The organism is Photobacterium sp. DNB23_23_1, from assembly GCF_052873815.1.
Map to the genome: position 1 here is coordinate 190,182 of NZ_JBNNXT010000003.1, position 16,942 is coordinate 207,123.

Consider the following 16,942-nt stretch of genomic DNA (forward strand, 5'->3'; position numbering starts at 1 on the left):
CATAATTAGTTCGTCGTTTAGGATATTCAGTCAACCGCTGGGCTGCAAGCTCACGTGAATAATTAGTTCAGATTTTATCTTTTTTCGGCGCGCTTTTCTTGATATTGATCTATGTGAAATGGCCATTTTGTAGTCATAAGTGTGCACATGATCACACCGTTGCTAGATTGTGCCAAAACCCCCTATAAGTTGTAAGGAGAAACCAATGCAATCACGAGTGAAATGGGTCGAAAATATGACCTTCCTAGGGCAGTCAAATTCAGGTCACAGCGTGGTGATGGATGGCAATGGTGGCGAAAAAGCGCCGAGCCCAATGGAGCTGGTACTGATGGCTGCGGGTGGGTGTAGTTCGGTGGACGTGGTGGATGGGCTCAAATCTGCCGGGCAGAAAATTACGGCTTGCGAAGCGCAAATCAACTCGGTTCGTCGTGAGCTGGCTCCTCGTATTTTTACCACTGCGAACCTGCATTTTGTGGTGACAGGTGAAAATTTGGATGAAGCCGTTGTAGCCAAAACCGTGGCCGACTCGTTGGAAAAATACTGTTCTGTTTGCCTGATGTTGGGTGAAGGGGTAGAGATGACCCACTCGTACGAGGTGGTGGAAGCGTAACCTCGCAGTAAGGGATGGCGATGGGCGAGAGGATAATCACGCCTATCACAGCTCTTAACCTATTTTTCCCGTATCAATCAGCTGCTGGATCAGCGGCCGCATGATCAGCTCCATCGCAAAGCTCATTTTACCGCCGGGCACCACTAGGGTGTTGTGGCGCGACATAAACGATCCTTGGATCATCGACAGCAGGTAGGGGAAATCAACCTTCTTGATCCCGCGGAACCGGATCACCACAAAGCTTTCGTCCAGGCTTGGAATTGCCTTGGCACTGAACGGGTTGGAGGTATCGACCGTTGGTACCCGCTGGAAGTTGATGTGGGTGCGGGAGAACTGCGGGGTGATGTAATTGAGGTAGTCATCCATCGAGCGGACAATCGACTCCATCACCGCTTCGCGGGAATGACCACGATCACGGGTATCCCTGACGATTTTCTGGATCCATTCCAAGTTGACGATCGGTACCATGCCGATCAGCAAATCAACGTGCTGGGCGGCATTGACCTCGCCATCGACCACACCGCCGTGTAGACCTTCATAGAACAGCAGGTCAGTATTTTCAGGTAGAGTTTGCCAAGGTGTGAAAGTACCGGGCATTAGGTTGTACGGCACGGCTTCGTCGAAGGTGTGCAGGTAGCGACGGAACTGGCCGCTACCGTCTTCACCGTATTGGCGAAAAAACGTTTCCAACAACGGGAAGTCGTTAGCTTGGGGGCCGAAATAACTGATATGACGGCCTTGCTCTTTGGCTTTGCGGATTTCGGCGTCCATTTCTGGTCGGGAAAATCGATGGAAACTGTCGCCTTCAAGCCAAGCAGCATTGATGTTCATCATATTGAACATCTTACGGAATGCTTCGGAGGTGGTAGATGTACCTGCCCCCGAGGACCCTGTTACTGCAATAATCGGATGTTTTGCAGACATGACAAACCCTGTCGTTAACATTAACGGAGAGAGTTATTAACAGGGCTGGGCGTTAAGGTCAAGCCGGGATGTCAAAAATGCCGGGTCTACAAAGCTTATACCGGGTAGTTTACCCGAGTTGGCGCTTGGCTTTGATGTCGATGGTCTCATGCAGCTCGGAGTAAACAATCACCGCCTCCCCTTTTTCCAACTGCTGGCGTACCCGACCAACCTTGTCGGCCATCGAAAGCTCGCGTTCGCCGTAGTCGGTGCCTTCGCGCAGCACGAAATGTTCTATTAGGTTAGTCAGGGTATCGGGATCTATGTCTTGCCAAGGGATATTCATAACGGCACTTTTCTGTTGCAGGAGATAACGGAGATTATATTGGCAAATGCATCAGTTGTAGAGGGGGAAAGTACTTGGCCAGTGGCCAGCTTACCGATTCTTTGCATCGCTTATCGCCTGTTTAAACCACTCAGGAACGGTTCGCTCAAGCCAGAAGTCTGGTTGGCGCCATGAGCCTGTGACAAACCCGACATGGCCACCGTTTGGGTATAGATCGTATTGAATGTGTGGTGGCAATGATGTGGTCGGAATGACCGCTTCCGTCATGAAGGGATCATCCTCGGCATGGATCACGCGTAGTGGAATAGCTACTTCATAAAGGCGGGGCAACCCGCTGCAGCGTTGGTAGTAATCGGTGGCATTTTTGAAACCGTGCAGGGGGGCGGTGACGAACTCGTCGAATTGCCACAGAGTTTCGAGTTGTTCAACATCTTGATGGGAAATAGGCATCGCATCGGGCAGGGCGGAAATTTTCCTGCTGAGATTACGCTTCATCGAGCCAAGCAGGTATTGCTGGTAGATTTTTGAAAATCCTTGTTGGATCCGCTCCGAGCAGGCGGCCAAATCCAGCGGAGGGGAAATCACTTGCGCAGCGGTGATCTCCGAACGTGCACCACTTTCAGCCAGGTAGTTAACCAGCATGTTGCCCCCGAGCGACACACCGACGGCAAAAAATGGCTGAGTGGGTAATTGTTGGCGTAGCCACTGGATGAAAAAGCGCGCATCACTGGTTTCGCCGGAGTGGTAACTGCGGGGCTTGCGGTTCACTTCGCCGCTACACCCGCGAAAGTGCATCATGACCGAAAGCCAACCTTGCTGTTTGGCGGCATAAAGCAACCCGTTGGCATAGGGACTGTGAAAGCTGCCTTCCAAGCCGTGAAACAGGATCATCACTGGTTGGTTGGGGGAGCTGTCGGCCAAGGGAGCCGTCCAGGCTAAGTCGAGGAAATCACCGTCCGGGGTTTCTATGCGTTGGGTAAGTGGCGTAAACAATGGCTTGCGGCGCAAAAAACGCGGCAGCAGGGTTTGCAGGTGTGGGTTTGCTAGCCCTTTGGCTGGATGAAATACCATTGTCATAACGACTCCTTAATGTCCTCTATTTCGCCAACAGCTTATCCACCAGGGCCATTGCCCCTAGACCGTGACAGTAGCGGGCTAGGTTAGCTGAATGGGAGGCGGCTTCTTGCTGTGCTACGGTGCTAAGCGGCATCTGGTTCAGTGTCGCAATCAAATCGTGCTGTTGTTGGCGCTCCATCTGCAATTCAAAGTCTTTGAGTTGCTGGTAGCCGTTACCATCCAGTTGAGGTTTCAGGGAGCGGCGCATATGGCGGTAGCGCTCGAGCAGGCCTTCGGTTGGCTGGAGGCTCTGTTCCAACTGCTGCCGTTGCTGCTGCGTCAGGTCAATAGCCTGCGTATCGAGCCAGATCATCAGCAGGGCCAGGTTCACGCTTCCTCTGTGGAAGGTTTGCAGCGCGAGGCAGGCGGCTTCGACGTCCGCCTTGAAGTAATGACTATAGCTAAACTGCCAGAAGACATCATGGCTCAGCGGCTCATGGCGCGAGTCATGATGACTTAGTTCATCAATCCGGGGCATGCTGTTGCTCCATGGCTTCGAGTTCTTCCTGCAGTTCCATCCACTCCATCTCGACCTCTTCCAGTGCTGACTTGGCATCCGCCTGTCGCTGTAGCTGCTCATTCAAGCGAGCCTTGTTTTCAGCTTCATAGATGCTGCCGTCACTGAGCTGAGTCTCGGCATCGCTGATCGTAGTATTGAACTTGTCCATCTTGGTTTCAAGCTGGGTGATTTTCTTGCGGATAGGTGCGGTCAGCTTACGCAGCTCCGCTTCAAGGCGCTTTTGCTCCTTGCGTGAGGCCGCACTGTTGTCTTTGCTAACTTCCGGTTTGCTGGCTTGCTGTTCGCGGCGCTCGTTACGCTGCTGTTCGGTCAGCCACTTGTGGTAGTCATTCAAGTCGCCATTGAACGGCACTACTTGGCGGTCATGGACCAGATACAGGTCATCGGTGGTGGCACGCAGCAGGTAGCGGTCGTGGCTGACGATAACCATAGCCCCTTCATAGGATTGCAGGGCGAAGGTCAGTGCCTGACGCATGTCGAGATCCAGGTGGTTGGTCGGTTCATCGAGTAGCAACAGGTTAGGGCGCTGCCACACAATCAATGCCAACACCAAGCGGGCTTTTTCGCCACCGGAGAACGGGCCGACTTTTTCCAGCGCTTTGTCACCTAGGAAGCCGAAGCTGCCAAGATAATCGCGTAGTTGCTGCTCGGTTGCCTGCGGGGCGATACGGGCCATATGTTGGACAGGGGTGTCATCTAAGTACAGGGTCTCGAGTTGGTGCTGGGCGAAGTAACCAATCTTCACCCCTTGCGAATAAGTTAGATCGCCGGCTTTGGCTGGCAGATCACCAGACAGCATTTTGATCAGGGTGGATTTACCGGCACCATTGCGGCCGAGTAGGCCGATACGGCTGCCCGGCACCAAGTTCAACCGGATCTTCTCGAGGATGATGTTGTCGTCATAACCCGCTGCGACCTGATCCATCATCAAGATTGGATTGGGCAGGGCACTTGGCTCGCGGAATTCGAAGCTGAATGGGTTGTCGAACTGGGCTGGCAGTACTTTTTCCATCCGTTCCAGTGCTTTGATCCGGCTCTGCGCTTGACGGGCTTTGCTGGCTTTGTAGCGGAAGCGGTCGATGTATGACTGCATATGCGACATTTGCTTTTGCTGCTTCTGGTACATCGCCTGCTGCAAAACCAATTTCTCTGCCCGTTGGGTTTCAAACGACGAATAGTTACCGGTATAGCTATTCATGGTTTGGTTTTCAACATGGATGATCCGGTTGACGACTGGGTCTAGGAAGTCACGGTCATGGGAGATAAGTACCAGCGTGCCACGGTAGTTTTGCAGCCACTTCTCCAGCCACATCACTGCATCGAGATCCAAGTGGTTGGTCGGTTCATCGAGCAACAGCAGATCAGAGCGGCACAGCAGGGCCTGGGCAAGGTTGAGGCGCATACGCCACCCTCCCGAGAACTGGGTCAGGTGCCATTGCATTTGTTCTTGCGAAAAGCCAAGGCCGTCCAATAATTCGGCAGCACGGGCGCGGATGCTGTAGCCGCCAATGGCCTCCAGTTTGCCATGCAGTTCTGCCACCTTGTTGCCGTTGTCTGCGTGCTCAGCGGCAACAAGATCCGCTTCCAGCTGGCGGAATTCACGGTCACCGTCAATCACATATTCCAGCGCTTCACGTTCGAGGGCTGGGGTTTCCTGTGCGACCCAGGCTAGCTCCCAGTTGGCCGGATACTGACAGTTGCCGGCATCGACGCTGAGCTCGTGCTTGAGTAGGGCAAACAGGGTGGATTTACCACAGCCATTTTTGCCGACCAGACCGACTTTGTCGCCCGGATGGATAGTCGCCGTGGCTTGATCGAGCAAGACCTTGCCACCGCGTAGAAGTTGGATATCGGAAAAAGTGATCATTGACTGTGTCGGGGATGGCCCCGCTCCGCAAAAACTAAATGCAAGAATAAGTGCGGAGTCTACCGCAAAGCGACGGTGACCGCTAATGTCGCCATGCGAGGATAAATAACAAGGAAGCAGACGGATAACGGTGATTAATCGAACTACTTTGCCTGCAATTATGTATTATGTGGATATAGGTTAATGAAACGTTATAACTTACGGCGCTACAGGCATATTTGGCCGTATAACAAGGAATGCTATGACAGCAAACGGACTTCCTCGCATACTCGTACTCTATGCCCATCCTGATCCGGAGGCATCGGTTGCCAACAGCGCCATGCTAGCTGCGATCAGCCAGCTTTCACATGTCACGGTCCATGATCTTTATGCGGCCTATCCCGATTTCTTTATTGATGCCACCTTCGAACGGGAGCTGGTGAGGGATCACGACATCATTGTTTTCCAGCATCCTCTTTATATGTATTCCTGTCCATCGTTACTCAAGGAGTGGATTGATGTGGTCCTCAGTAAGGGGTTTGCTCATGGCGAGGGTAACCAGACCCAAGGCAAATACTGGCGCTCGGTGATCACCACCGGAGGGGCTGCGGAAGCGTATACCCCGGATGGCTATAACCGCTGCAGTATGGCGGAAATCCTGCGCCCGTTTGAGCTCAGTGCCATGTTGTGCCGGATGAAGTGGCTGCCGCCTTTGGTATTGCACTGGGCGCGACGGATACCGGTTGAAGAGCGTAACCAGCATGGTGAAAACTACCGTCAATGGCTGCAAGCGCCCGGTGCACTGATGGAGGAAGCAAAGTATGGCGAGTGATGTACTGTCGGTCAGTGTGGTGTTCCTTGCCGCAGCTGTGGTGGCCGTACCGATTGCCCAGCGCTTGGGGCTAGGGTCGGTGCTGGGCTACCTGCTGGCGGGTATTGCCATTGGTCCGTGGGGACTGAGGCTGATCTCCGATGTCGATGCGATCCTCCATTTTTCTGAATTTGGTGTGGTGTTGCTGCTATTCCTTATCGGGTTGGAGCTGAATCCCAAGAAGCTATGGCAGATGCGCAAACCCATTTTGGGGCTGGGCGGTAGCCAGGTGGTGGTGACTACGTTGGTGATTGCCGCTTTGGTGTTGCTGCTGGCCGGGCAGTCATTTTTGCCGGCGGTGTCATGGCGTGACGCCTTGGTGGTCGGGATGGGACTGGCGTTGTCATCGACGGCCATCGCTTTGCGGGTGATTGAAGAGCAGAGCCTCGGCGGCAGCGAAACCGGCCAGTCAGGGTTTGCAGTCCTGCTGTTCCAGGACATTGCGGTGATCCCGATGTTGGCGATACTGCCAGTATTGGCGGGCGGCGGTGGCGGTAGCTGGCTTGATTTTGCCTGGATGATTGGTGGTATCTTGGCGTTGCTGGTCGGCGGGCATTTCTTATTGCGTCCGTTGTTTCGCTGGGTGGTTCTCAGTGGGGTACGCGAGTTATTCAATGTCGCGGCGTTACTGCTGGTAATAGGCATTGCTTTGGGGATGCAGTCGCTGGGGCTGTCGATGGCTTTAGGGACTTTCCTTGCTGGGGTGCTGTTGGCTGAAAGTGAATACCGCCATGAGCTGGAAATTGCCATCGAGCCTTTTAAAGGGCTGTTGCTGGGATTGTTTTTTATCTCGGTCGGCATGGCCGTCAATCTTGGATTGTTACTGCAGTACCCGCTCCAGATCTTGCTGGCCGTGTTTGCGTTGATCAGTATCAAGGGCTTGATATTGTATGGCTTGGCAAGGGTCTTCGGCACCCGAGCCAAATCACGCAGCCAAATGGCGGCGATCCTCAGCCAAGGTGGCGAATTTGCTTTTGTTCTGTTTACGGCAGCTATGGGAGAGGGACTGCTGGGCCGCGAGTTATCGTCTTTCTTGCTGGTGGTGGTGAGTTTGTCGATGATGACTACACCATTGATTTTGTTGTTACAGGACAAGTGGTTCATCCACACCTTCAAAGCGGAAGCCGAGGCTGAGCTGGAGTCGGATGTAATAGACCGCGAGCCGAGGGTGATCATTACCGGTTTTGGTCGTTTTGGGCAGGTGGTGGGACGTTTGCTATTTGCCAATAAAATCCGGGTGACGGTGTTGGAGCGGGATCCGAGCCAAATCCAGTTTCTGCGAAAATTCGGTTACAAGGTGTATTACGGCGATGCGACTCAATTGGACTTGCTAAGGGCGGCCGGGGCCGATAAGGCTGAAGCGATTATTATCTGTACCGATGAGCCGGACGAGGTGATGGAAGTGGTTGATTTGTGCCAGCAGTATTTCCCTAAGCTTAAAGTATTGGCAAGGGCAAGAAGCCGGGTTGAGGCGCATCAGTTGCTCAGTCATGGGGTCGAGAATTTTTCCCGGGAAACTTTTGCCGGTGCCCTTGATTTGGGCCGTCAGGCCCTCATATCTCTAGGTATGCACCCTTATCAGGCCAAGCGGGCCGAGGCACACTTCCGCCGTTTGGATACCACCGCCCTGAGAGATCTCCTTCCGCAGCATTCTGAGGATGTCCACCTAGCAACCCGGGCCCGCGAGGCGCGCAAAGAGCTGGAAGAGGTTTTTGATCGGGAGATGCGAGGGGAGCGGGAACGCCATGACGGTTGGGACTAACCAGCCTCTTTAATGAAGATATCGCAGCAAGGAGCGAAAGCATGGCCAAGAAACGATTTATTGCCGGCGCCATCTGTCCAAGCTGTAGTCAGCAGGATACGTTGCGCTGGTGGCAAGAGAATGATGTGGAGCAGGTAGAATGCGTGTCCTGCGGTCATTCCGATGTGAGAGCACCGCAATCGGTCGAGCAGAGCGATCAGCTTTCAACAGAAACTAAACAACAAGTTATCGGCATCTTTAAGCCCGAAGACTGATTTGGCTGCACAGCCTTTAAACAGAATATTGGCATCTAGCTGCCATTATCCGGTATCATGCGGGCGAAATCCTTTGATACCCAGTTCGAAATTGGAGTAAACATGAAAGTCGCTAAAGACATCGTAGTAAGCCTGGCTTACCAAGTGAAGACCGAAGAAGGCGTTGTTGTTGATCAGTCGACAACTGAAGCACCTCTTGATTACCTGCATGGCCACAACAACCTGATCGTAGGTTTGGAGAAGGCGCTTGAAGGCCGTGAAGCTGGCGACAAGTTTGAAGTGACAGTTGCTCCAGAAGAAGCGTACGGTGAGCACGTTGATGCAATGGTTCAGCGTGTACCGGCTGACGTATTCCAGGGCGTAGACGAAATCACTGTTGGTATGCGTTTCCTAGCAGATACTGATCAGGGCCCAATCCCTGTAGAAGTGACTGAAGTTGACGGTGACCACGTTGTTGTTGATGGTAACCACATGCTAGCGGGTCAGACGCTGACTTTCGGCGTAGAAGTTGTTGCTGTACGTGCTGCGACTGAAGAAGAAATCGCTCACGGCCATATTCACCAGGGCGGCGGTTGCTGCGGTGGCGGTAGCTGTGGCGACCATGACCACGGTGAGAAAGAAGAAGGCTGCTGTGGCGGCGAAGAAAAAGGCGGCTGCGGCTGCTCACACTAATCGCTAGCGGTTAGCATGAAAAAAGGAAGCCAATTGGCTTCCTTTTTTGTTTTTTAATAATGCGGTGGCGGTGTCTCTTCCGACTCGCTGGCCATATTCGATGGCTCCATGCCCTTGACCTTGCCGACCATGAATTTCAGTTGGGTTTGCATCTTATCAATCAGGAACTGCTGCTCAGTAAGGGCCTGGTTTAGCTCCTCGATAGTCTGCTCCTGAAAAGCCTGCTTCATTTCAAGCTCGTCGATACGGGCCTGTAGCTGTTCAATTTCTTTCATTGCGTTATTCCGTCGTCCATTGCTGGGCGATACCTGCCGAAGTTCCCGAGATCACATGACCGCCGGGAGTAATGGCCACATCATACACCACCGCTGCTGGGGGTCGAGTATCTTGTTTGGCTGCGGTCTCCCAGCGGCCGAGGTTATCCCCACTCTGGGTATCCCATAATTCTACCCGTCGGGCAGGGGTACCGGTCGCGAGCAGCTTGCCGTCATCGGAGAACCGGGCACTGGATAAAATCTGCTGTCGCAGACGCACGGCCAGCGAGGAAAGCTGCTGCCCGCTTTGTAAATCCCAAATCACGATCTCGTTGCTGCCGTCGGCAGTCATTGCCAGCTTACCATCGCGCTGTAGGGCCACTCGGCTGATCCGGCTCTGGTGCTCGAACTGCTGGAGGATCTGGCCACTTTGGGTGTCCCAAAGGTAGGCCAAGTGGTCATTTCCCCCTGACAGGGCATAGCGACCATTGGCGGAAATCGCCACTGAATTAACTTTTTCACGGTGGGCGAGGAACTCTAGCCGTCTTCCGCTGCCCAAGTCGACATACAGGGCTTTGCTGTTGGACAGGGCCAGCAGGACATGCTGGCCGTTGTTGGCCACGGAAACATCGCGGATCAAACCGTCGGAAATGGACCACAACCCCTCGGATTGGCCCCAGGCCAGATCCCAGACGGCGAAGTTTTGCGCCGTGGCAGTAATGGCGTAGCGTCCGTTGTCGGATATCTGACTGCTTAGCACCGTATTGTGATGTGGATCTTGAGAACCAAAATCAGCTAACTTTTTGTTTTGCTGTAAATCCCACAGCACGATACCTTGTTGGGCCGAGTGGTAAAGGGCAAACCGTCCGTCCCGGCTTAGACTGAAACTGGTGGTGCCTTCTGGTGCAAGATCCCAGCGTTGTAACTCTGTACCGGAAAAAAAGCAGCCAGTGAGAATGAAAAGTGCCAAAATGAAGCAGGGCACGTATCTTTTTGTTTGCATTAAGGTCTTGTTCCACTTGGTTAACACATAGTGTCATTTCCTTATGGATATAATACTGCTGGGCAGTGAATTCATAAGGTGCATATTAGTATATTGATCTACAGTGCTTTTCATACCGCTTGTTGAAAAGGCTGGTGAATGATTTTGAGGTTTTGCCTCAGTTTAAAATGGAGAAATACATGAAACCTGTTCTAAAGATGTCTGTTTTGGCTGCAACAATCCTGCTAGCTGTAGGCTGCCAAGATGAGAAAGCAGCGGAAACAAAACCGGCAGAGCCTGCAAAAGTAGAGCAGGTCGCAGCGGAATCCGCACCGGCGACATTTGCTACAGAAGATGACAAAGCTGCTTATGCGATCGGTGCTTCATTGGCCCAATACCTAGCCGCTAACCTAGACCAGCAGAAAGAGCTGGGCTTGGAGCTGAGCCGTGAGCAAGTACTTGCCGGTGTGACTGACGTATTTGCTGACAACAGCCGCCTAACAACGGAAGAGACTCAGCAGGCGCTTCAGTCGTTGGATCAACGTGTGTCTGAAATGGCACAGCAGCAAGCACAGGAAGAAGCAGAGAAGAACATTAAGGCTGGTGACGATTACCGTGCTGAGTTCGAGCAGAAAGACGGTGTCGTTAAAACGGAATCAGGTCTGCTGTATCAAGTAGAAACGGCAGGCGAAGGTGACAAACCAGCAGCGACAGATACCGTTCAAGTACATTACAAAGGTATGTTAACTGACGGTACTGAATTCGACAGCTCTTACGCACGCAACCAGCCAGCGACATTCCCGCTAAACCAAGTGATTTCTGGTTGGACTGAAGGCGTGCAGCTAATGCCTGTTGGTTCGAAGTTCACTTTCGTTATCCCGCCAGAGTTGGCTTATGGCTCTCAGGCGAATCCAAGCATTCCTGCTAACTCGACCCTAGTGTTCGAAGTCGAGCTATTGGAGATCGTTAAAGCAGAGCAGCCAACTGCAGAAGAAGCGCAGTAAGTCTCGTCGCTTTACTCGCCTATTGGTTATAATTAAAAACCCAGCGCAAGCTGGGTTTTTTGTCATTCTAGTTGTATATGACGTGAAAATGTTCAGGCTAATGTCTGAAATCTGATAAACTTGCAAGCAAGATTTGAAAATTTATCAATCGCCGTGAAAGATTCTATCTCGGTGAGGCATAACCCATTCTATTAATTTTTCCCATTCTGTGGAAAGAAGTTAAATAGAATGGGCAACAGCAAGGAAGATAATCGCGTGGTATCTACTGAAAACTTTGGCTCAGATGTGATGGTCGAGAATGACTTGATTGAGCCGCGTGCTTTTAGCGAGCACGATTACATTATCCTACGTTCTTACGAGGCGGTCGTTGATGGTTTGGCGGCATTGATTGGTCCGTTCTGTGAAATCGTACTTCACTCGCTAGCCGATCTTAATACTTCGGCCATCAAGATCGCTAATGGTGAGAATACCGGTCGTAAAGTCGGTTCGCCGATCACTGATCTTGCCCTGCGTATGCTGCGTGATATCGAAGGCTCAGAGCGTAATTTCTCTCGGGCTTACTTCACTCGCGCCAAGGGTGGGGACTTGATGAAGTCGATCACCATCGCCATACGCAATGGAGACAATGACATCATTGGTCTGCTGTGCATCAACGTCAACTTGGATGCACCTTTCTCGCAGATCCTACAATCCTTCATGCCGACCGATGAAGCTAAGCAGGCAGCATCAAGTGTTAACTTCGCCAGTGACGTTGATGAGCTGGTGGATCAGACCGTTGAGCGCACCATTGAAGAAATTAATGCCGACAAGAATGTCTCGAACAATGCCAAGAATCGTCAGATCGTGATGGAGCTGTACGACAAGGGGATTTTCGATATCAAAGATGCGATTAATCGGGTTGCTGATCGTCTTAATATCTCGAAGCACACGGTATACCTCTACATCCGCCAGCGTAAAACCGAGGATGGCGAAAAATGAGCCTGAACTATGTGCTGGTAGTGGAAGGACCGGCTTACGGTACTCAATCGGCACGATCGGCTTATCAGTTTGCTCAGGCGTTATTGGCGCAAGGGCATGGTTTGTCGCGGGTGTTTTTTTATCAAGACGGAGTCCATAACGGCTCCGCGCTGACCGCTCCGGCGTCCGATGAATTTGACTTGGTTGCGGCTTGGCAGCAGTTGGCGCAGGATCATGGTACAGAGCTGCAGACCTGCGTGGCTGCCGCCCTGCGTCGAGGGATCATCAGTCCTCAGGAAGCAGAGCAGAATCAGTTGGCGGGCAGCAACCTAGCCACGGGGTTTGAACAAGCTGGCCTCGGCGGGTTGGCTGAAGCGATGCTGACGGCTGATCGCGTCATTCAATTTTAACGGGATAGTCATGACAACGTTAGGTTTTGTATTTCGCCACGCACCACATGGTATTGCCTCGGGCCGCGAGGGGTTGGATGCCGTGTTGGCCACTTCGGCCTATAGTGAAGATATTTCGCTTTTCTTTCATGGTGACGGTGTTTACCAGTTGCTTGACGGACAGCAGCCGCAGGGGATCTTGTCACGTGATTATATTGTTACGTTCAAGATGCTAGAACTCTATGATATCGAGCAGGTTTATGTATGCCGCCAGTCGCTGCAGACGCGCGGGCTCACTGCTGGTGATTTGCTTATCGATGTGATTGAGTGCGAGCCGGCTGTCTTCTCCGAACACCTTCATACCTGCCAGCGTGTTTTGACGTTCTAGATTTCTCCATCTTTAGCACCATTACCAACACCATATTCAATCAGGCATAGTTTCGAGGCACAGTATGCTGCACATTTTTACCCGCTCCCCATTCCAGTCCCAGGCCTTCAGCGAAGCAGCTGCAATGATCAACAAAAATGACTCGATTTTGTTGATCCAGGACGCAGTAATCGCAGCGACGGTTGAAAATAGCCCAATTTTTCAGTTTCACGAAGCTGGCGTAAAAATTTATTTACTGTCTGAGGATATTGTTGCCAGAGGGCTGCGGGGTAAGCTTAAGCTGGATGTTGATGTTGTTGATTATAAAGGGTTTGTTGGCTTGACGGTAGATAATGAGACCCAGGTGAAGTGGGCTTAATAAGGGCTCTCAAACCTTGGAAAACCAGTGGATATTTGGTTGATTAAGAAATAATCATTTAATTGATCGCTGGTTACATCTTGACACCCTTGGGTGCGATGCCTAAAATTTCGCGTCCTCCTGTTGTTGGGAGGCAGATTTTTCATCTTTACGAAAGTAATATTTCAGGAGCTATTTAATGGCAACTATTAACCAGTTGGTACGTAAGCCACGTGCTAAGCAAGTTGTAAAAAGCAACGTGCCTGCACTAGAAGCGTGCCCACAGAAGCGTGGTGTATGTACTCGTGTATACACTACTACTCCTAAGAAACCTAACTCAGCATTACGTAAAGTATGTCGTGTTCGTCTAACAAACGGTTTCGAAGTAACATCATACATCGGCGGTGAAGGTCACAACCTTCAGGAGCACTCAGTTGTTCTTATCCGTGGTGGTCGTGTTAAAGATTTGCCAGGTGTGCGTTACCACACCGTTCGTGGTGCACTTGACTGTGCAGGCGTTAACGACCGTAAGAAAGGTCGTTCTAAGTACGGTGTGAAGCGTCCTAAGTCTTAATGGATTCCGTTAAGTAAGGCCAAACACTAAAATTATTTAATTTTGAAGAAACTGTAAAGTTTTGGATAACCTGAAGACACAACGGAGATTTCCATGCCACGTCGTCGCGTAATTGGTCAGCGTAAGATCCTTCCAGATCCAAAGTTCAAATCTGAGCTGCTGGCAAAATTCGTCAATATCCTAATGGTTGACGGTAAAAAATCTACTGCAGAAAAAATTGTTTACTCTGCACTAGAAACTATGGCTGAGCGTTCTGGTGAAGAACACCTAGCTGTATTCGAAAAAGCTCTTGAAAATGTACGTCCAGCGGTAGAAGTTAAATCTCGCCGTGTGGGTGGTTCAACTTACCAGGTGCCTGTAGAAGTACGTCCAGTACGTCGTAACGCACTAGCTATGCGTTGGTTGGTTGAAGCTGCGCGTAAGCGTGGTGAAAAATCTATGGCTCAGCGTCTAGCAGGCGAAATGCTTGATGCGGCTGACAACAAAGGTTCTGCTGTTAAGAAACGTGAAGACGTTCACCGTATGGCAGACGCGAACAAAGCGTTCGCACATTACCGCTGGTAATTTACCCGGTAATACAAATAGGGCGCGGCAAGCTTTGCTTGTCGCGCCTAAACCATACTCTAAGGACCCCCTTAGTAAGAGGATACTGCCGTGGCTCGTAAAACGCCTATCGAGCGCTACCGTAACATCGGTATTTGTGCTCACGTTGACGCCGGTAAAACAACAACTACCGAGCGTATCCTGTTTTATACAGGTTTATCTCACAAAATTGGTGAGGTTCACGACGGCGCAGCTACCATGGACTGGATGGAGCAGGAGCAGGAACGTGGTATCACCATCACATCTGCTGCGACTACCACCTTCTGGCGTGGTATGGAAGCTCAGTTCCCAGAACACCGCGTAAACATCATTGATACCCCAGGACACGTTGACTTTACTATCGAAGTAGAGCGTTCATTACGTGTACTTGATGGTGCTGTTGTTGTTTTCTGTGGCTCTTCGGGTGTTGAGCCTCAGTCTGAAACCGTTTGGCGCCAGGCTGATAAGTACGAAGTACCGCGTATGGTTTTCGTCAACAAGATGGACCGAGCTGGTGCTGACTTCCTTCGTGTTGTTGACCAGATCAAAAGCCGTCTTGGTGCGAATCCAGTGCCAATTCAATTGAATATCGGTGCTGAAGAAGAATTTAAAGGCGTTGTTGACCTTATCAAGATGAAGGCTATCAACTGGGATGAATCTGATCAGGGTATGTCATTTACCTATGAAGATATTCCAGCTGACATGGTTGAGCTTGCTGAGGAATGGCGTCAGAACCTGGTTGAATCAGCTGCGGAAGCAACTGAAGAGCTGATGGACAAGTACCTTGAAGAAGGTGAACTGTCTGAAGCGGAAATCAAAGCCGGTCTTCGCCAGCGTACGCTAGCGAATGAGATCGTGCTGGCAACCTGTGGTTCAGCATTTAAAAATAAAGGTGTTCAGGCTGTACTTGATGCAGTAATTGAATTCCTGCCTTCGCCAACGGAAGTGAAAGCTATCCGCGGTGAAGACGAAGACGGAAACGAAGTTGAACGCCACTCAAGCGATGACGAACCATTCTCAGCGCTAGCGTTCAAAATCGCAACCGACCCATTCGTTGGCACCTTGACCTTCATGCGTGTTTATTCTGGAGTTGTAAATACTGGCGACACCGTCTACAACTCTGTAAAAGAAAAACGCGAGCGTTTCGGACGTATCGTACAGATGCATTCGAACAAACGTGAAGAAGTGAAAGAAATCCGTGCGGGTGATATCGCAGCGGCGATCGGCCTGAAGAACGTCACTACCGGTGACACTCTATGTGATCAAAACCACCGAGTGGTTCTTGAGCGCATGGAATTCCCAGAGCCTGTTATCCAAATCGCTGTTGAGCCTCGCTCACAAGCTGACCAAGAAAAAATGGGTATTGCGCTAGGTAAACTGGCTGCAGAAGATCCATCGTTCCGCGTCGAAACCGACGAGGAATCTGGCCAAACTTTGATTTCAGGTATGGGTGAACTTCACCTTGATATCATCGTTGACCGTATGAAGCGCGAATTCAGCGTTGAATGTAACGTTGGTAAGCCTCAGGTTGCATACCGTGAAACTATCCGTGGTAAAACGGAAGTGGAAGGGAAGTTTGTGCGCCAATCAGGCGGTCGCGGCCAGTATGGTCACGTATGGCTGAAAATCGAACCATCGGAACCTGATGAAGGTTTCGTGTTCGTGGACGAAGTCGTTGGTGGTGTGGTACCGAAAGAGTACATTGGTGCTGTTTCTAAAGGTATCGAAGAACAGATGAACAATGGTGTGCTTGCAGGCTATCCTGTAATGGATGTCAAAGCGACCTTGTTCGACGGTTCTTACCATGACGTTGACTCCAACGAAATGGCATTTAAGATTGCCGGTTCTATGGCTTTCAAGAAGGGCGCTCTAGAAGCTCAACCCGTTATTCTTGAGCCATTGATGAAGGTTGAAGTAACCACTCCGGAAGACTGGATGGGTGATGTTGTTGGGGACCTTAACCGTCGCCGCGGCATGATCGAAGGTATGGATGAAGGCCCTGCTGGTCTGAAAATTGTCCGTGCTAAAGTACCACTTTCGGAAATGTTTGGTTACGCAACTGACCTGCGTTCAGCGACTCAGGGTCGTGCGTCATATTCAATGGAATTCAGTGAATACTCTGATGTTCCTAAGAATGTCGCCGATGCTATCATCGCCGAGCGTGGTTAATCGCAAGATCTATATTGCGCCAATGGCTGTTGGCGCATAAAATAGCAACTTCTGGCACGTCCCATATTTTTGTCAATGGGGCGTATCACAACTAGGAAGGAACACGATCGTGTCTAAAGAAAAATTTGAACGCGTAAAACCGCACGTAAACGTTGGTACTATCGGCCACGTTGACCACGGTAAAACAACTCTAACTGCTGCTATCTGTACTACACTTGCAAAAGTGTACGGTGGTCAAGCTAAAGACTTCGCATCTATCGATAACGCTCCAGAAGAGCGCGAGCGTGGTATCACAATCTCTACTTCTCACGTAGAGTACGATACTCCAACTCGTCACTACGCACACGTAGACTGCCCAGGACACGCCGATTACGTTAAAAACATGATCACTGGTGCTGCTCAGATG

The 16,942-nt window shown here is 51.1% G+C and carries 21 protein-coding genes; 14 read left to right on the forward strand and 7 right to left on the reverse strand.

Annotation, left to right across the window (positions count from 1 at the left end):
* Window positions 1–205: 205 nt before the first annotated feature.
* Window positions 206–610, forward strand: coding sequence for an OsmC family protein (locus tag ACVA53_RS03810; protein WP_255040400.1), 405 nt, complete (start codon window positions 206–208; stop codon window positions 608–610).
* A 54-nt stretch (window positions 611–664) separates the two neighbouring features.
* On the opposite strand, the gene ACVA53_RS03815 is transcribed toward ACVA53_RS03810, so the two are convergent.
* From ACVA53_RS03815 to ACVA53_RS03835, 5 genes are all read right to left on the reverse strand, one after another.
* Complete coding sequence (locus tag ACVA53_RS03815; protein WP_107349838.1) at window positions 665–1,534, reverse strand: phosphoribulokinase; 870 nt, start codon at window positions 1,532–1,534, stop codon at window positions 665–667.
* Between the two features lie 109 nt (window positions 1,535–1,643).
* Window positions 1,644–1,859: a YheU family protein gene (locus ACVA53_RS03820; protein WP_255040401.1), complete on the reverse strand. Its 216-nt coding sequence runs from the start codon at window positions 1,857–1,859 to the stop codon at window positions 1,644–1,646.
* Window positions 1,860–1,949: 90 nt separating this feature from the next.
* Window positions 1,950–2,930: a hydrolase gene (locus tag ACVA53_RS03825; RefSeq protein WP_373689529.1), complete on the reverse strand. Its 981-nt coding sequence runs from the start codon at window positions 2,928–2,930 to the stop codon at window positions 1,950–1,952.
* A gap of 25 nt (window positions 2,931–2,955) precedes the next feature.
* On the reverse strand, window positions 2,956–3,555 hold the full coding sequence (locus tag ACVA53_RS03830; protein ID WP_446504520.1) for a TIGR02444 family protein: 600 nt from the start codon (window positions 3,553–3,555) through the stop codon (window positions 2,956–2,958).
* Window positions 3,440–5,362 carry an ABC transporter ATP-binding protein gene (locus ACVA53_RS03835; RefSeq protein WP_446504521.1) on the reverse strand — a complete coding sequence of 641 codons (1,923 nt, stop codon included), beginning with the start codon at window positions 5,360–5,362 and terminating at the stop codon, window positions 3,440–3,442. The genes ACVA53_RS03830 and ACVA53_RS03835 overlap by 116 nt, the downstream gene beginning before the upstream one ends.
* 241 nt (window positions 5,363–5,603) lie before the next feature.
* Here ACVA53_RS03835 and kefG point away from each other — a divergent pair, with 241 nt between their 5' ends.
* The 4 genes from kefG to slyD all read left to right on the forward strand — a co-directional run bounded on the left by kefG (window position 5,604) and on the right by slyD (window position 8,900).
* Window positions 5,604–6,173: a glutathione-regulated potassium-efflux system ancillary protein KefG gene (gene kefG / locus ACVA53_RS03840; RefSeq protein WP_255040405.1), complete on the forward strand. Its 570-nt coding sequence runs from the start codon at window positions 5,604–5,606 to the stop codon at window positions 6,171–6,173.
* Window positions 6,163–7,974 carry a glutathione-regulated potassium-efflux system protein KefB gene (gene kefB, locus ACVA53_RS03845; protein ID WP_255040406.1) on the forward strand — a complete coding sequence of 604 codons (1,812 nt, stop codon included), beginning with the start codon at window positions 6,163–6,165 and terminating at the stop codon, window positions 7,972–7,974. Before kefG ends, kefB begins: the two co-directional genes overlap by 11 nt.
* A gap of 41 nt (window positions 7,975–8,015) precedes the next feature.
* Window positions 8,016–8,228, forward strand: coding sequence for a YheV family putative zinc ribbon protein (locus tag ACVA53_RS03850; protein ID WP_255040407.1), 213 nt, complete (start codon window positions 8,016–8,018; stop codon window positions 8,226–8,228).
* 102 nt (window positions 8,229–8,330) lie between these two features.
* Window positions 8,331–8,900 (forward strand): peptidylprolyl isomerase, encoded by a 570-nt coding sequence (gene slyD, locus ACVA53_RS03855; RefSeq protein ID WP_255040408.1) that lies wholly within the window; start codon window positions 8,331–8,333, stop codon window positions 8,898–8,900.
* 53 nt (window positions 8,901–8,953) lie between these two features.
* Here the strand turns inward: slyD and ACVA53_RS03860 are convergent, their stop codons facing one another.
* Together ACVA53_RS03860 and ACVA53_RS03865 are read right to left on the reverse strand one after the other, a co-directional pair.
* On the reverse strand, window positions 8,954–9,175 hold the full coding sequence (locus ACVA53_RS03860) for a SlyX family protein (RefSeq protein ID WP_446504522.1): 222 nt from the start codon (window positions 9,173–9,175) through the stop codon (window positions 8,954–8,956).
* Between the two features lie 4 nt (window positions 9,176–9,179).
* Complete coding sequence (locus tag ACVA53_RS03865; protein WP_446504528.1) at window positions 9,180–10,157, reverse strand: WD40 repeat domain-containing protein; 978 nt, start codon at window positions 10,155–10,157, stop codon at window positions 9,180–9,182.
* A 179-nt stretch (window positions 10,158–10,336) separates the two neighbouring features.
* Between ACVA53_RS03865 and fkpA the strand changes: the two genes are divergently transcribed.
* The 9 genes from fkpA to ACVA53_RS03910 all read left to right on the forward strand — a co-directional run.
* A complete protein-coding gene (gene fkpA / locus ACVA53_RS03870) occupies window positions 10,337–11,140 on the forward strand; it encodes an FKBP-type peptidyl-prolyl cis-trans isomerase (protein ID WP_255040411.1) in 804 nt (267 codons plus the stop codon).
* A gap of 288 nt (window positions 11,141–11,428) precedes the next feature.
* The gene (locus tag ACVA53_RS03875; protein WP_373689530.1) at window positions 11,429–12,118 is read left to right on the forward strand and encodes a helix-turn-helix transcriptional regulator; all 690 of its coding nucleotides are present in this window, start codon (window positions 11,429–11,431) and stop codon (window positions 12,116–12,118) included.
* Window positions 12,115–12,507, forward strand: a complete 393-nt coding sequence (gene tusD, locus ACVA53_RS03880; protein ID WP_255040412.1) for a sulfurtransferase complex subunit TusD — start codon at window positions 12,115–12,117, stop codon at window positions 12,505–12,507. Before ACVA53_RS03875 ends, tusD begins: the two co-directional genes overlap by 4 nt.
* A gap of 10 nt (window positions 12,508–12,517) precedes the next feature.
* On the forward strand, window positions 12,518–12,874 hold the full coding sequence (tusC, locus tag ACVA53_RS03885) for a sulfurtransferase complex subunit TusC (RefSeq protein WP_255040413.1): 357 nt from the start codon (window positions 12,518–12,520) through the stop codon (window positions 12,872–12,874).
* A gap of 64 nt (window positions 12,875–12,938) precedes the next feature.
* Window positions 12,939–13,232: a sulfurtransferase complex subunit TusB gene (gene tusB, locus ACVA53_RS03890; protein ID WP_446504523.1), complete on the forward strand. Its 294-nt coding sequence runs from the start codon at window positions 12,939–12,941 to the stop codon at window positions 13,230–13,232.
* Window positions 13,233–13,410: 178 nt separating this feature from the next.
* The gene (rpsL, locus tag ACVA53_RS03895; protein WP_005417208.1) at window positions 13,411–13,785 is read left to right on the forward strand and encodes a 30S ribosomal protein S12; all 375 of its coding nucleotides are present in this window, start codon (window positions 13,411–13,413) and stop codon (window positions 13,783–13,785) included.
* Between the two features lie 93 nt (window positions 13,786–13,878).
* Window positions 13,879–14,349: a 30S ribosomal protein S7 gene (gene rpsG, locus ACVA53_RS03900; protein WP_005371760.1), complete on the forward strand. Its 471-nt coding sequence runs from the start codon at window positions 13,879–13,881 to the stop codon at window positions 14,347–14,349.
* Window positions 14,350–14,439: 90 nt separating this feature from the next.
* Entirely contained in the window at window positions 14,440–16,536 is a 2,097-nt protein-coding gene (gene fusA / locus ACVA53_RS03905) for an elongation factor G (protein WP_255040415.1), read from the forward strand.
* 109 nt (window positions 16,537–16,645) lie between these two features.
* Window positions 16,646–16,942, forward strand: a 297-nt coding sequence (locus ACVA53_RS03910; protein ID WP_255040416.1) for a GTP-binding protein, incomplete at its 3' end; no start/stop codon positions are given.

Bases quoted from the DNA above. Each gene is read 5' to 3' on its own strand.
- ACVA53_RS03810 (WP_255040400.1), top strand. From the start codon at position 206: ATGCAATCACGAGTGAAATGGGTCGAAAATATGACCTTCCTAGGGCAG.
- ACVA53_RS03815 (WP_107349838.1), bottom strand. From the start codon at position 1,534: ATGTCTGCAAAACATCCGATTATTGCAGTAACAGGGTCCTCGGGGGCA.
- ACVA53_RS03860 (WP_446504522.1), bottom strand. From the start codon at position 9,175: ATGAAAGAAATTGAACAGCTACAGGCCCGTATCGACGAGCTTGAAATG.
- rpsG (WP_005371760.1), top strand. From the start codon at position 13,879: ATGCCACGTCGTCGCGTAATTGGTCAGCGTAAGATCCTTCCAGATCCA.
- tusB (WP_446504523.1), top strand. From the start codon at position 12,939: ATGCTGCACATTTTTACCCGCTCCCCATTCCAGTCCCAGGCCTTCAGC.
- tusC (WP_255040413.1), top strand. From the start codon at position 12,518: ATGACAACGTTAGGTTTTGTATTTCGCCACGCACCACATGGTATTGCC.
- tusD (WP_255040412.1), top strand. From the start codon at position 12,115: ATGAGCCTGAACTATGTGCTGGTAGTGGAAGGACCGGCTTACGGTACT.
- ACVA53_RS03865 (WP_446504528.1), bottom strand. From the start codon at position 10,157: ATGCAAACAAAAAGATACGTGCCCTGCTTCATTTTGGCACTTTTCATT.
- ACVA53_RS03835 (WP_446504521.1), bottom strand. From the start codon at position 5,362: ATGATCACTTTTTCCGATATCCAACTTCTACGCGGTGGCAAGGTCTTG.
- ACVA53_RS03830 (WP_446504520.1), bottom strand. From the start codon at position 3,555: ATGAGCAGCTACAGCGACAGGCGGATGCCAAGTCAGCACTGGAAGAGG.
- ACVA53_RS03825 (WP_373689529.1), bottom strand. From the start codon at position 2,930: ATGGTATTTCATCCAGCCAAAGGGCTAGCAAACCCACACCTGCAAACC.
- slyD (WP_255040408.1), top strand. From the start codon at position 8,331: ATGAAAGTCGCTAAAGACATCGTAGTAAGCCTGGCTTACCAAGTGAAG.
- ACVA53_RS03850 (WP_255040407.1), top strand. From the start codon at position 8,016: ATGGCCAAGAAACGATTTATTGCCGGCGCCATCTGTCCAAGCTGTAGT.
- rpsL (WP_005417208.1), top strand. From the start codon at position 13,411: ATGGCAACTATTAACCAGTTGGTACGTAAGCCACGTGCTAAGCAAGTT.
- kefB (WP_255040406.1), top strand. From the start codon at position 6,163: ATGGCGAGTGATGTACTGTCGGTCAGTGTGGTGTTCCTTGCCGCAGCT.
- fkpA (WP_255040411.1), top strand. From the start codon at position 10,337: ATGAAACCTGTTCTAAAGATGTCTGTTTTGGCTGCAACAATCCTGCTA.
- ACVA53_RS03875 (WP_373689530.1), top strand. From the start codon at position 11,429: ATGGTCGAGAATGACTTGATTGAGCCGCGTGCTTTTAGCGAGCACGAT.
- kefG (WP_255040405.1), top strand. From the start codon at position 5,604: ATGACAGCAAACGGACTTCCTCGCATACTCGTACTCTATGCCCATCCT.
- ACVA53_RS03820 (WP_255040401.1), bottom strand. From the start codon at position 1,859: ATGAATATCCCTTGGCAAGACATAGATCCCGATACCCTGACTAACCTA.